The sequence below is a fragment of the Pseudomonas sp. 203-8 genome (genome assembly GCF_020708595.1).
GTDB lineage: Bacteria > Pseudomonadota > Gammaproteobacteria > Pseudomonadales > Pseudomonadaceae > Pseudomonas > Pseudomonas aeruginosa.
On the sequence record NZ_JAJFDF010000001.1, the window covers coordinates 558,171 to 570,995 of the forward strand.

At 67.2% G+C, this 12,825-nt stretch carries 13 protein-coding genes; 7 read left to right on the top strand and 6 right to left on the bottom strand.

Going from position 1 to position 12,825, the window contains the following annotated elements:
* Window positions 1–51: 51 nt before the first annotated feature.
* Window positions 52–717: a GMP/IMP nucleotidase gene (yrfG, locus tag LJF27_RS02500; RefSeq protein WP_003114065.1), complete on the top strand. Its 666-nt coding sequence runs from the start codon at window positions 52–54 to the stop codon at window positions 715–717.
* Window positions 718–871: 154 nt separating this feature from the next.
* Here yrfG and lysM read toward each other — a convergent pair whose 3' ends face one another.
* Entirely contained in the window at window positions 872–1,309 is a 438-nt protein-coding gene (gene lysM / locus LJF27_RS02505) for a peptidoglycan-binding protein LysM (RefSeq protein ID WP_003096210.1), read from the bottom strand.
* A gap of 175 nt (window positions 1,310–1,484) precedes the next feature.
* On the opposite strand from lysM, the gene LJF27_RS02510 reads away from it, so the two are divergent.
* The 5 genes from LJF27_RS02510 to LJF27_RS02530 all read left to right on the top strand — a co-directional run bounded on the left by LJF27_RS02510 (window position 1,485) and on the right by LJF27_RS02530 (window position 6,962).
* Window positions 1,485–2,366: a LysR family transcriptional regulator gene (locus tag LJF27_RS02510; protein WP_003100042.1), complete on the top strand. Its 882-nt coding sequence runs from the start codon at window positions 1,485–1,487 to the stop codon at window positions 2,364–2,366.
* 96 nt (window positions 2,367–2,462) lie between these two features.
* Window positions 2,463–3,302, top strand: a complete 840-nt coding sequence (gene fdhD / locus LJF27_RS02515; protein ID WP_003100044.1) for a formate dehydrogenase accessory sulfurtransferase FdhD — start codon at window positions 2,463–2,465, stop codon at window positions 3,300–3,302.
* Between the two features lie 7 nt (window positions 3,303–3,309).
* Window positions 3,310–5,631 (top strand): FdhF/YdeP family oxidoreductase, encoded by a 2,322-nt coding sequence (locus LJF27_RS02520; RefSeq protein ID WP_023115645.1) that lies wholly within the window; start codon window positions 3,310–3,312, stop codon window positions 5,629–5,631.
* 309 nt (window positions 5,632–5,940) lie between these two features.
* Window positions 5,941–6,456 (top strand): hypothetical protein, encoded by a 516-nt coding sequence (locus tag LJF27_RS02525; RefSeq protein WP_003100049.1) that lies wholly within the window; start codon window positions 5,941–5,943, stop codon window positions 6,454–6,456.
* A gap of 98 nt (window positions 6,457–6,554) precedes the next feature.
* Window positions 6,555–6,962 carry a glycine zipper domain-containing protein gene (locus tag LJF27_RS02530; protein ID WP_003100051.1) on the top strand — a complete coding sequence of 136 codons (408 nt, stop codon included), beginning with the start codon at window positions 6,555–6,557 and terminating at the stop codon, window positions 6,960–6,962.
* A gap of 68 nt (window positions 6,963–7,030) precedes the next feature.
* Here LJF27_RS02530 and LJF27_RS02535 read toward each other — a convergent pair whose 3' ends face one another.
* On the bottom strand, window positions 7,031–7,246 hold the full coding sequence (locus LJF27_RS02535) for a carbon storage regulator (RefSeq protein WP_003096222.1): 216 nt from the start codon (window positions 7,244–7,246) through the stop codon (window positions 7,031–7,033).
* A 224-nt stretch (window positions 7,247–7,470) separates the two neighbouring features.
* Here LJF27_RS02535 and LJF27_RS02540 point away from each other — a divergent pair, with 224 nt between their 5' ends.
* Window positions 7,471–8,028: a chorismate mutase gene (locus tag LJF27_RS02540; protein ID WP_023116825.1), complete on the top strand. Its 558-nt coding sequence runs from the start codon at window positions 7,471–7,473 to the stop codon at window positions 8,026–8,028.
* Here LJF27_RS02540 and LJF27_RS02545 read toward each other — a convergent pair.
* From LJF27_RS02545 to LJF27_RS02560, 4 genes are read right to left on the bottom strand one after another with little or no spacing between them, the layout of a single operon-like run.
* The gene (locus tag LJF27_RS02545; RefSeq protein WP_012614655.1) at window positions 8,010–8,453 is read right to left on the bottom strand and encodes an acyl-CoA thioesterase; all 444 of its coding nucleotides are present in this window, start codon (window positions 8,451–8,453) and stop codon (window positions 8,010–8,012) included. The genes LJF27_RS02540 and LJF27_RS02545 overlap by 19 nt on opposite strands.
* Window positions 8,454–8,475: 22 nt before the next feature.
* Entirely contained in the window at window positions 8,476–9,639 is a 1,164-nt protein-coding gene (locus tag LJF27_RS02550) for an iron-containing alcohol dehydrogenase (protein ID WP_003123674.1), read from the bottom strand.
* 26 nt (window positions 9,640–9,665) lie between these two features.
* Window positions 9,666–11,456: an acyl-CoA dehydrogenase C-terminal domain-containing protein gene (locus LJF27_RS02555; protein ID WP_003161200.1), complete on the bottom strand. Its 1,791-nt coding sequence runs from the start codon at window positions 11,454–11,456 to the stop codon at window positions 9,666–9,668.
* 1 nt (window position 11,457) lies between these two features.
* A complete protein-coding gene (locus tag LJF27_RS02560) occupies window positions 11,458–12,693 on the bottom strand; it encodes a 3-hydroxyacyl-CoA dehydrogenase (RefSeq protein WP_003457758.1) in 1,236 nt (411 codons plus the stop codon).
* Between the last annotated feature and the right edge of the window lie 132 nt (window positions 12,694–12,825).

The following is a 12,825-nucleotide window of genomic DNA, read 5'->3' on the forward strand; positions in this document are numbered from 1 at the left end:
GGAAGCGACAGATTTCCGCATCGATCGCGACGAACCGCGACAAGAGCCGCCATGCCCACCCTGCCCTGGTCCGCCATCGACACCGTGCTGCTCGACATGGACGGCACCCTGCTCGACCTGCACTTCGACAACCACTTCTGGCTGGAACACCTGCCCCAGCGCTATGCCGAACGCAATGGCCTCAGTCGCACCGAAGCCGACGCCGTGCTCGAGCCGCTGTTCCGCGAACACGCCGGCCAGCTCAACTGGTACTGCCTGGATTTCTGGAGCCGGGAACTGGACCTGTCGATCCGCGAACTCAAGCACGAGGTGGCGCACCTGATCTCGCTGCGTCCGCACGCCGATACCTTCCTCGCCGCCCTGCGCCGGGCCGGCAAGCGCGTGGCGCTGATCACCAACGCGCACCGCGACTCGCTGTCGCTGAAGCTGGAACGGATCGAACTGGCGCCCTATTTCGACCGACTGATCAGCTCCCACGACTACGGCTACCCGAAGGAGGACGCGCGCTTCTGGAGCGCCCTGCAAGCCGATTTCGGCTTCGACCCGCAGCGCAGCCTGTTCATCGACGACAGCCTGCCGATCCTGCGCAGCGCCCGCGCCTATGGTGTCGCCCACCTGTTGGCGGTACGCCACCCGGACAGCCGTGGCCAGGTCCGGGACACCGAGGAGTTCGCCGCCCAGGAGGACTACCGGCGGCTGCTCGAAGGACTGCCGTAGCCGCGGTTGTCCGCCTGCCCGCCATAACGATGGTGGCTAGTGCCCGAAAAGCGGTTCGCCGTGGGGAGCGAAGCCGGGCAGCAATGCCCAACGGACCCTCGCGCCACGGAAACGAAAACCCCGCCACGCGGGCGGGGTTGGCGAAACGCCGGGATCACTCGGGAATGCGCAGGACCTGGCCGGGGTAGATCTTGTCCGGATGGCTGAGCATCGGCTTGTTGGCCTCGAAGATCTTCATGTAGGCGTTGGCATTGCCGTATTCGGCCTTGGCGATGGCGCTCAGGGTGTCGCCTTTCTTCACGGTGACGAAGCGCGCCTCCGGAGCGGCCTGGGCCACGGTGATCTTGTCTTCCACCGAGGAGACGCCGGCGACGTTGCCCAGCGCCAGCAGGATCTTCTCTTTCTCCTCCTGGCTGGCCACCTCGCCCGAGGCGATGACCTTGTCGCCTTCCACCGAAACCTGGATGTTCGGGTTGCCCAGGCCGACCTTGGCGACGTGCTCCTTCAGCGACTCGGCCGCCTGTGCCTCATGCCCCGTCAGCGTATCCCACAGCTTTTCACCGGCTTCCTTCACGAACGCGAAAATACCCATCTTTGGTTCTCCCTTTACGGTTACGGTTGCAAGCGGCCGGCGCAATCCCGATCCGCGACTAGCCAAGTCTAGACTGCAAAAACCGGCGAAATATCCCCAGGCTCCTTCGTCACCCCATAACACTGCGCCCATTCGCGTTAAGATTCGGCGCCCCCCCCCCGCCACGGAAGCGCCGATGGACATCAAGCAACTGAAATTCCTCTGCGCCCTCGACGAAACCCGCCACTTCGGCCAGGCCGCCGCGCGCTGCCACGTCACCCAGCCGACCCTGTCCATGCGCCTGCGCAGCCTGGAGGAAGAACTCGGCCTGGAACTGGTGCGACGCAGCCAGCGCTTCGAAGGCTTCACCGAGGCCGGCGAGCGCGTACTGGCCTGGGCACGCAGCCTGCTGGCGGCCCAGGAAGGGCTGTACGCGGAAGCCGCCGCCTGCCGCGGGCAACTGGTCGGGACCCTGCGCCTGGGCGTGGTGCCGCTGGCCAGCTTCGACCCGATGCGCCTGGTCCAGCACATGGCCGGGCGCCACCCGGAGTTGCGTTTCCAGCTCTATTCCCTGAGTTCGGAACAGGTACTCGAAGGCCTGGCGCGCAACCAGTTCGATCTCGGCGTCTCTTATCTGGACCGTCTGGACCGCAGCCATTTCGAGGGCATCGAACTGGCGGAGACCCGCATGGGCCTGCTCCATCACCCCAGCCATTTCCCGCTCGACGCCGCGCTGCTGAACTGGGAAGCGCTGGCTGGCCTGCCGCTAGGCCTGCTCTCGGCGGGCATGCACTTCCGCCAATCCATCGACCACAACTTCCGCAGCCGCGGGTTGAGCCCCATCGCGCGCCTGGAAACCGACTCGGTACAGCAACTGCTGCAGGCGGTGCAGCGCGGCTTGTGCTGCGCGATCATGCCGCTGGGCAGCGAAGTCGACGGCGAGTTGCGCCTGATCCCCATCGAGGACGCCCATACCCTGGCAGCGCTCGGTCTGATCATCCGCAGCGGACAGCCGCGCTCGGCGCTGGCCGAAGCCTGTTTCGAGGAAGCCCGGAACTGGTTGGCGCCGCAGTCTTGATAGATCACGTCGATCAGCGCATCGGCACAACCGATTAGACGCTGCCCCGCGTCAGGCCTAGGCTGGTGCCACACCTAGAACGATAGGGCCCAGCCCATGCCTTGCCAGCCTGCATGCCCGGTATCCGCGGATACCTGGGCGCCTTCCGCCGTTCCCGACGATTACCGCTACGCCGACCTGCACCTGCCGCAGCAGGTCGGCCAGGCCTCCCTTGCCGCCGAGTGTGCCGTGGCGATCAGCTACAACGGACTGAACCAGGCGGTGATGATGGCCTCGCCCGAGGACATCGAGGATTTCGTCCGCGGTTTCAGCCTCAGCAGCGGCTTCGTGGAGTCCATCGACGACATCTATGAAATCCGCGTCAGCGGCCAGGGCGAATCCCTCCACGCCGAGGTCGAAATCAGCAGCCGCGCGTTCTGGAACCTCAAGCGCCAACGCCGGCAACTGGCCGGCACTTCCGGATGCGGCCTGTGCGGCGTCGAAGCCCTGGAGCAGGCCCTGCCGCAACTGCCGGAACGGTCGCCGCAGGCGCTGCCTCCCGCCGCCCATCTCGGCGCCCTGCGCCAGCGTATCGAGCAGGCCCAGCGACTGGCGCGCCATAGCGGCGCCCTGCATGCCGCGCTGTATTTCGACGGGCATGGCGAGCTGCGCCTGTGTCGCGAGGACATCGGCCGCCACAACGCCCTCGACAAGCTGATCGGCGCCCTGCACCGCCAAGGCCTCGACGCCGCGCGCGGTTTCGCCGTGGTCACCAGCCGCTGCAGCCTGGAGCTTATCCACAAGGCCGTACGTGCTGGGATCGGCACCCTGGTCAGCCTCTCCGCACCCACCGCCCTGACCGTGCAATGGGCGCGCCGCCACCAACTGAACCTGATCCACCAGCCCCATCACAACGCCCCGCGGGTCTACAGCCCGGCGCCGGCCGCAACCGAGTGAGTCCGCCATGAGCCTGCAACCTCTCCAACCCCGCTACAAGCCCTATGCCGGCGCCGCCGCCGGCTGGGGCGCGCTGCGCAGCGTGGCGCACTTCTGGCTGGACAGCAAACAGCCGTTCAAGAACCTCCGCGCCCTGCTCAAGACCAACCAGAACGGCGGTTTCGACTGCCCCGGCTGCGCCTGGGGCGACTCGCCGGAAGACGGCCGGGTGAAGTTCTGCGAGAACGGTGCCAAGGCAGTCAACTGGGAAGCCACCAAGCGCCGCGTCGACGCGGCGTTCTTCGCCCGCTACAGCGTCAGCGCCCTGCGCGAACAGAGCGACTACTGGCTGGAATACCAGGGCCGCCTCACCGGACCGATGCGCTACGACCCGCTCAGCGACCACTACCAGCCGATCACCTGGGACGCCGCCTTCGCCCTGGTCGCCGAGCACCTGCGACGCCTGGATAGCCCCGACCAGGCGGAGTTCTATACCTCCGGGCGAGCCAGCAACGAGGCGGCCTACCTCTACCAGTTGTTCGTCCGCGCGTTCGGCACAAACAACTTCCCCGACTGCTCGAACATGTGCCACGAAGCCAGCGGCGTGGCACTGGGTCGCAGCGTCGGGGTCGGCAAGGGCAGCGTGACCTTCGACGACTTCGAACACGCCGACGCGATCTTCATCCTTGGGCAGAACCCCGGCACCAACCACCCGCGCATGCTCGAGCCGCTGCGCGAAGCAGTGAAGCGCGGCGCCCAGGTGGTCTGCTTCAACCCTCTCAAGGAGCGCGGCCTGGAGCGCTTCCAGCATCCGCAGAATGCGCTGGAAATGCTGACCAACGGGTCCTCGCCGCTGAACACCGCGTTCTTCCGTCCGGCACTGGGCGGCGACATGGCGGCGATCCGCGGGATCGCCAAGTTCCTCCTCGCCTGGGAGCGCGACGCCCAGGCCGATGGCGGCGAGCCGGTATTCGACCACGCCTTCATCGCCGAGCACACCGACGGCCTCGAGGCCTACCTGGCCGAACTGGATGCCACCCCCTGGGAACACCTGGAGCGCCAGTCCGGGCTGAGCCTGGCGGAAATCGAGCAGGCTGCGCGGATGTACCGGCGGGCGAACAGGGTCATCGTCTGCTGGGCGATGGGCATCACCCAGCACCACCATTCGGTGGCGATCATCCAGGAAATCGTCAACCTGCAACTCCTGCGCGGCAACCTGGGCCGCCCGGGCGCCGGTCTCTGCCCGGTCCGCGGCCACAGCAACGTGCAGGGCGACCGCACCATGGGCATCAACGAGCGGCCGCCGGCGGCGCTGCTCGACGCACTGGAACGGCGCTTCGGCTTCGAAGTGCCACGCCACAACGGGCACAACGCCGTCGAGGCGATCGCCGCGATGCTCGCCGGCAAGTCGAAGGTCTTCATCGGCCTGGGCGGCAATTTCGCCCAGGCCACCCCGGACAGTCCGCGCACCCACGCCGCCCTGGCGTCATGCGACCTGACCGTGCACATCAGCACCAAGCTCAACCGCAGCCACCTGACCACCGGCCGCGACGCACTGATCCTGCCCTGCCTGGGGCGCACCGACATCGACCGCCAGGCCGAAGGCCCGCAGGCGGTCACGGTGGAAGACTCGTTCAGCATGATCCACGCATCCTACGGGCAACTGGAGCCGCTCTCGCAGCAGATGCGTTCGGAGCCGGCGATCATCGCCGGCATCGCCAAGGCAACCCTGGGCAACCATCCGGTGGACTGGGACGCGCTGATCGCCAACTACGAGCGCATCCGCGAGCTGATCGCCGACACCATCCCCGGTTTCGCCGACTTCAACCGCCGCGTCCGCCATCCCGGTGGCTTCTACCTCGGCAACTCCGCCGGCGAACGACGCTGGAACACCGCCAGCGGCAAGGCCAACTTCGTCGCCAACCCGCTGCCCCGCGACCTGTTGCCGGCACAGGTGCGCGACAGCGGCCTCGAACCCGACCTGATCCTGCAGACCCTGCGCTCCCATGACCAGTACAACACCACCATCTACGGCCTGGACGATCGCTATCGCGGAGTGAAGGGCCAGCGCGAAGTGGTATTCGCCAACGAGGCGGATATCCGCCGCCTGGGCTACCAGCCGGGCGACAAGGTCGACCTGGTCTCGCTGTGGAGCGATGGCATCGAACGCCGGGTACGCCGCTTCACCCTGCTCGCCTTCGACATCCCGGCCGGCCAGGCAGCCGCCTACTACCCGGAAACCAATCCCCTGGTGCCGCTGGAGAGCGTCGGCGTCGGCAGCCATACGCCGACTTCGAAGTTCATCGCGGTACGCCTGGAAAAGGCCACGGGCGACGGGCGCATTATCTGAAGCCCATGAAAAACGCCGCCTCCTGCAACAGGAGGCGGCGTCTTAAGGAAAAAGTCGATGAAAGGCCTTGAAGGCAGGCCGCTCGTCGGCGTTAGAATGGCCAGCATCCCGCCAGCAAAAATACCGATTTCGACCCTGAAATCGCGGTTCACATTCGGTCTACGACCGCCTCTACTTAAGAAAGTTCCCCATACAAAACAAGTACTTGGAATATTTCGAATTTGCTCTACCAATCGTCGGCTGGCGCTTGTCAGCGGTTTGGGCCAACCCCAGCATCGCAGCCGTCATCCCCACAGAGAGAAACTCTCTATGAAGTATTCCTCGATACTCCTGTTGTCCCTGAGTCTGGTCGGTAGTACCGCCTTCGCAGGCGACGACACCCGCGCGGCCATCGGCGGCGCCTTGGGCGGGGTGTTGGGTTCGGTCGTCGGCGATGCGGTCGGCGGCAGCACTGGCGCCGCGATCGGTAGTGGCATCGGTGGCGCTGCGGGCGGTGCAGTCGGCGCCGGACGCGGCAACAAGACCGAAGCGGCGATCGGCGGCGGCCTCGGTGCCGCAGGCGGCAACGTTATCGGCCGGCAGATCGGTGGCAGCACCGGTGGCCTGATCGGCGCGGCCCTCGGCGGCGCCGGCGGCGGCGCACTGGGCAACCATTATGGCGACGGCAACCGCCGCTACGACGACGATGACGACTACCGCGACCGTCGCTACTACCGCCGCGCCGGCTATCGCGATGGCTATTACCGGCATGACAACGGCCATCACTATGGCCAGTACAAGAAGTGGAAGCGCCACAAGCATCATCGTCGCTACTACGACGACTGAACCCGCCGCTCCCTACGACGCAAAGGCCGGGCCGGATGGTCCGGCCTTTGTGCGAACGACCGTATTTCCCTCCCGATTGAAACGATGAGGCACGCACGATGCGTAAATCTCTCCTGGTAATCGCGTTCGGCCTGCTGAGCGCACAAGCCGCGCTCGCCGGCGATTCCACCAAGACCGCGGTGGGCGGCGGCGTAGGCGGTGCCCTGGGCAACGTCGTGGGCGGCGCCATCGGCGGTAGCACCGGTGCGGCCATAGGCGCCGGCCTGGGTGGCGCGGCCGGCGGCGCGATGACCGCCAAGGACGGGCGCAAGACCGAAGCCGCCCTGGGTGGCGGGCTAGGCGCGGCCGGCGGTTCGGTGATCGGCAACAAGCTGGGCGGCAGCACCGGCGCGACCATAGGTGCAGGCCTCGGCGGCGCAGCGGGTGGCGCGGTCGGTAACAACCTGGGCAAGGACAACGACAGCGGTCACCGCGGCAAGAAACACCGCAAGCACAAGCATCGTTGATCGGCATGCTTGCCGAAGCTGATGTGTAAAAGCCCCGCGAACGCGGGGCTTTTACTTTCTACCGTTCGTCAGCCTTTCGGTGCCGTTTTCAACTCGTCGCGAACGATCAGGACGCCACGCGGCGCCTCGATTCCGACCCGGGCCTGGTTGCCGATGATATCGGTGACCAGGATCCGGATGCCGCCTTCGCGCAATTGCCGAATCAGTTCCTCCGCCGGGTAGTCGGCCTTGAGGGACAGGGTGATGCCTTCGCCTTCTCGGCGGGAGAGTATCAGGAAACCCATGTTCCGCGTCCTTGCCAGTCATAGCAGGGGCAAACCGGCCCCTTTGGTGAATGAAATGGTGTGGAGGGATGGTCACAGAACATTGCTCCAGCGTCGAGACTGCAAACGTTCAATCAGAAATGTCCCATCCAGCGCTTCCTGTTCGCCTCACGCCATGTCATGGATTGTCGCACCGGGCTCGCTTTGCTAGCGTGCCGGACATCAATTCCATCCGAGATTTCCAGATGCGCCCGTCGTTCGCCAGTTGGGGCCTGCTTGCCCTCCTGCTCCTGCAAGGCCCGTTGCTCCATGCCCAGCCGCTGTCACCGGCTCTCCAGCAACTGTTGAGCCTGAGCAGCCAGCGTTTGCAACTAGCCGATCAGGTAGCCCAGAGCAAGGCCCAGTCGGGCAAGGCGGTACAGGACAGCCCGCGGGAAGAACAACAGTTGCAGATGCTCGCCGGACAAGCCGGGAGCCACGGGGTCGGCGCCGAGCAGGTGCGCCTGCTGTTCGCCGCGCAGATCGAGGCGAACAAGCTGGTCCAGTACCGCCTGCTCAGCCGGCCGCTACCGGACGCTGGCCAGGCGGTCGACCTGGAGCGCATCCGCAGCCGCCTCAATCAGCTCAACCTGGAGCTGCTGCGCGGCTACGCCCCGGCGCTCGCCGAACTGCGCGTCGACGACTGCCGGCCGAGGCTCAACCAGGCGCTGCAACGGCAGGTACGCAACGATCGCCTGGACGAGCTGCACGCCATCGCCCTGTCACGGGCGGCGGGCGATCTCTGTCACTGGGCCGCGCTCTGAAGCGCGGCCAGCGCATCGCGTAGTTCCTGCGGAATGGCCACCGGGCGGCTGCTTCGGCGCTCCACGAAGACATGCACGAAACGCCCGGCCGCGCAGGCCTCCCGCTGCCCTTCGAGGAACAAGGCCAGTTCGTACTGCACCGAGCTGCTGCCCAGGCGCGCCACCCGCAGGCCCATCTCGATCCGCTGGGGGAAGGCCACCGGCGCGAAATAGTCGCAGCTGGAACTGACCACCAGGCCGATCACTTCGCCGCCCTGGATATCCAGGCCGCCGCGCTCGATCAGGTAGGTATTCACCGCCGTGTCGAAGAACGCATAGTAGGTCACGTTGTTCACGTGTCCGTAGATGTCGTTGTCGTGCCAGCGCGTGGTGATCGGCTGGAAATGAAGGTACTGCTCGCGCAGCGGTCGCGGGGCGGTCGCCATGCCCGGTCCTCGTAGAAGGGATTCAGTATGCCGCGCGATAGATCGCCAGGGCATCCGCCTCGCCGACCTCGCGCGGGTTGTTGACCAGCAGACGCTGCTGGAGCATCGCGTCGGCGGCCAGGCGCGGCAGCATCGCCTCGTCCACCCCGGCGTCGCGCAAGCGGCTCGGCAGGCCGTTGCGCGGACTGAGCTGGGCCAGTTCGTCGATCAGCTGCACGGTAAGCGCGTCGCGATCGCCCGGACGCAAGCGGTCGCCCAGCAGCAGCGGCGCCAGCTCGGCATAGAGTCCAGCGGCAGCGGGAGCGTTGAAACGGATCACCTCCGGTAGCACCAGCGCATTGCTCAGGCCGTGGGGAATGTGGAAATGCCCTCCCAGCGGATAGGCCAGGGCATGCACCGCCGCCACCGGCGCATTGGCGAAGGCCTGCCCGGCCAGGCAGGCGCCCAGCAGCATGGCCTGGCGCGCCTCGCGGTCGCCGCCGTCGCCTACCGCGCGTTCCAGGTTGGCCGCCAGCAGGCGCAACGCCTCCCGCGCCAGCAGGTCGGACAGCGGGTTCTTCTTCAGTTTGCTGGTATAGCTCTCGATCGCATGCACCATCGCGTCGATACCGGTCGCCGCGGTGACCGCCGGCGGCAAGCCGAGGGTCAGGTCGGCGTCGAGCAGCGCCAGGTCGGGCAGCAAGTGGGGCGAGACCACGCCCATCTTGGTGGTCTCGCCGGTGGTGACGATGGCGATCGGCGTCACCTCGGAGCCGGTCCCGGCGGTGGTCGGCACCTGGATCAGCGGCAGGCGCGGCCCGCGTGCGTTGCCGACCCCGAAGACCTCGCCGAGCCCCTGCCCTGCTTCTGGGTGGGCGAGCAGCGCGACCAGCTTGGCTACGTCCATGGAGCTGCCGCCGCCGAAACCGACCACCAGCTCGGCAGCCATGCCCCGCGCCCGCCCGAGCGCGGCCTCGACCACCGCCTCGGGCGGATCGGCGAGCACCTGGTCGTACACCTCGACGGCCAGGCCCAGGCGCGGGAAGCCGGGCAGGATCGCATCCAGCAAGCCGAGCCGGGTGATCCCCGGGTCGGTCACGATCAACACGCGGCGCGCCCTTCGCTCGCGGCAGAGTTCCGCCAGGCGGATGGCGGAGCCGGCCTCGCAGAGGATCTGCGCGGTAGTGGCGAAACTGAAAGCTTGCATATCGGTCTCCTTGGGCGAGACGCCCGTCAGAACGAGAAATGCTCCTCGGGCAGGGCCATCAGGCAGTCGGCGCCACCGAGCAAGGCTTCGCGGTGCATGCTCGCCCGCGGCAGGATGCGCCGCAGGTAGAAATCGGCGCTGCGCAGCTTGGCCCGATAGAAATCGCCCTCGCCGGAGCCGCCGTCCAGCGCTTCCTGGGCTCGCGCCGCGGCTTGCAACCAGAGGGCCGCGAGCAATACGTAGGCGCTGTACTGGAGGAAGTCCACCGAAGTGGCGCCGATCTCCTGGGGATCGCGGGCGCAGGCCTCGAGTACCTGGCCGGTGAGCTGCCGCCACTCCTCCAGGCGTTGCAGCACCGGCTCAGCCAGTGGCGCCAGCGCAGCACGCCCTTGCAGCGCCTCGCTGGCCACCGCCAGTTCGCCTTGCAGCGCCAGCAGTTCGCCGCCCTGGTCGCCGAGCAGCTTGCGGCGGACCAGATCGAGCGCCTGGATGCCATTGGTGCCTTCGTATATCTGGGTGATGCGACTGTCGCGCATCAATTGCTCCATGCCCCATTCGCGGATGAAACCGTGACCGCCATAGACCTGTACGCCGAGGCTGGCGACTTCCTGGCCGACATCGGTAAGGAAGGCCTTGACGATGGGGATCAGCAGCGCTGCACGGCGCGTCGCCGCGCGCCGGCCGTCAGCATCCGGATGGCCGTGTTCCAGGTCGAGCTGGCGTGCGCAGCAGGACGCCAGCATGCGGCAGCCTTCGACCAGGGTCTTCTGGGTCAGCAGCATGCGCCGCACGTCGGGGTGCACGATGATCGGGTCGGCGACCTTGTCCGGTGCCTGCGGGCCGACCAGGGCGCGCGACTGCAGGCGTTCGCGGGCGTAGCCGAGGGCGCCCTGGAAGGCCCGTTCGGCGATACCCAGGCCCTGCAGGCCGACCTGGAAGCGCGCGTCGTTCATCATCGTGAACATGCAGGCCAGGCCCTGGTTCGCCTGGCCCAGCAGCCAGCCCCTGGCGCCGTCGAAGTTCATCACGCAGGTGGAGGCGCCCTTGATCCCCATCTTGTGCTCGATGGCGCCGCACCCCAGGCTGTTGCGCTCGCCCAGGGAGCCATCGGGATTGGCGACGAACTTCGGCACCAGGAACAGACTGATGCCCTTCACCCCGGCCGGCGCGTCCGCCAGGCGCGCCAGCACCAGGTGGACGATGTTCTCGGTGAGGTCCTGCTCGCCACCGCTGATGAAGATCTTGCTGCCGCTGATCGCGTAGCTGCCGTCGGCCTGCGCCTCGGCGCGGGTGCGCAGGAGGGCGAGGTCGGTGCCGGCCTGGGGTTCGGTCAGGCACATGGTGCCGGCCCATTCGCCGCTCACCAGCTTGCCCAGGTAGTCGCGCCGCAACGCCTCGTCGCCATGCTTGTACAGGGCCAGCACGGCGCCCTCGGTCAGCCCCGAATAGACGCGGAAGGACAGGCTGGCGGCCATCAGCATCTCGTGGAAGCACGCGGAGACCATCTGCGGGAAGCCCTGGCCGCCGTACTCGGTGGGTCCGGTCATGCTCGCCCAGCCGTTCTCGCTGTACTGCCGGTAGGCTTCGCGAAAGCCGGTGGGGGTGGTCACCACGCCGTCCTTCAGCTTCGCGCCTTCCTCGTCGCTGTTGCGATTGAGCGGCGCCACCACCTGGCCGGTGTAGCGCGCGCCTTCCTCGAGCACGCCGTCGATCAGTTCGCGATCGATGCCGTTGCCCAGCAGTTCGCAATGCGCGCCGACATCGAACAGTTCATGGAGAACGAAGCGCATGTCGCGCAAGGGGGCCTGGTAATCCATCTCAGCGCGCCTCCTGCAGGTCGGCGAAGGCTCCGCCCTCGGCGGCCAGGCGCTCGACCAGGGACGCCGGCTTCCAGCGCGCGCCGTGGCGCTGTTCGAGGAAACGCAAGCGTTGCAGCAGCTCGGCCGCGCCGAGGCGATCGGCCCAGGCCATGGGACCGCCCTCCGCGGCGGGGAAGCCGTAGCCGTTCAGGTAGACAGTGTCGATGTCGGCACTACGGGCGGCGATACCCTCGTCGAGGATCTTCGCGCCCTCGTTGACCAGCGCCAGCAGGCAACGCTCGAGGATTTCCTCGTCGGCGAAATCGCGCCGCGGGTAGCCCAGCGTCTCGGCAACCCGGAGCACCAGGGCATCCACCTCGGTATCGTGCTCCGCCTGGCGGCTGCCCGGCGCGTAGCGGTAGTAGCCGGCACCGCTCTTCTGGCCGAAGCGGCCCATCTCGCAAAGGCGGTTGTCCACCTGCACGGCCGGCTGGTCCTGGCCGACCCCGGCCAACTCGCGGGCGCGCCACTCCAGGTCGATACCGACCACGTCGTACATGCGGAACGGCCCCATGGCGAAACCGAACGCCTGGAGAGCCCGGTCCACCTGGTACGGCAGGGCGCCTTCCAGCAGCATCAGGCGGGCCTCGGTGGCGTAGGGTTCGAGCATGCGGTTGCCGATGAAGCCGTGGCAGTTGCCGGCCACCACGCTGACCTTGCCCATCCGCTCGCCCAGCGCCAGGGCCGCCTCCAGCACCGCCGGCGCGGTCTGCGCGCCGCGCACGATCTCCAGCAGCCGCATGATGTGCGCCGGGCTGAAGAAGTGCAGGCCGAGCACCTGACGCGGACGCGCGGTGACCGCGGCGATGGCGTCGATGTCCAGGTAGGAGGTATTGCTGGCCAGCACCGCGGAGGGCTTCAGCGCCGCGTCCAGCTCGCGGAAGATCGATTGCTTGAGTTCCAGGTTCTCGTAGACCGCCTCGATCACCAGGTCCGCCTCGCGCATCGCGGCGAGGTGCTGGACCGGCGTGATGCGGGCGCGGCGCGCGGCCGCTTCCTCTTCGCCGATGCGCCCCTGGCGCACGTTGTGCGCGTAGGTGTCGGCCACGGCGCCGAGCGCCTGGTTGAGCATCTGCGGGTTGCTGTCCAGCCACTGCACGTCGAGACCGGCGTTGGCCAGGCACATGACGATACCGCGACCCATGGTGCCGGCGCCGATCACCGCGGCCTGGCGGAAGGAAAAGTTCTGGCTCATGGTCTTGTCCTCGTTGTAGCGAGCGCAGGAGGAACGGTGGACGAAACCTGCGGCAGTCCGACCGCACAAAAAGCGACCACTACCTTAGGGGAAGGTCGTACTATTTTTGAAATTTAGTCTTGTGATAGCTGG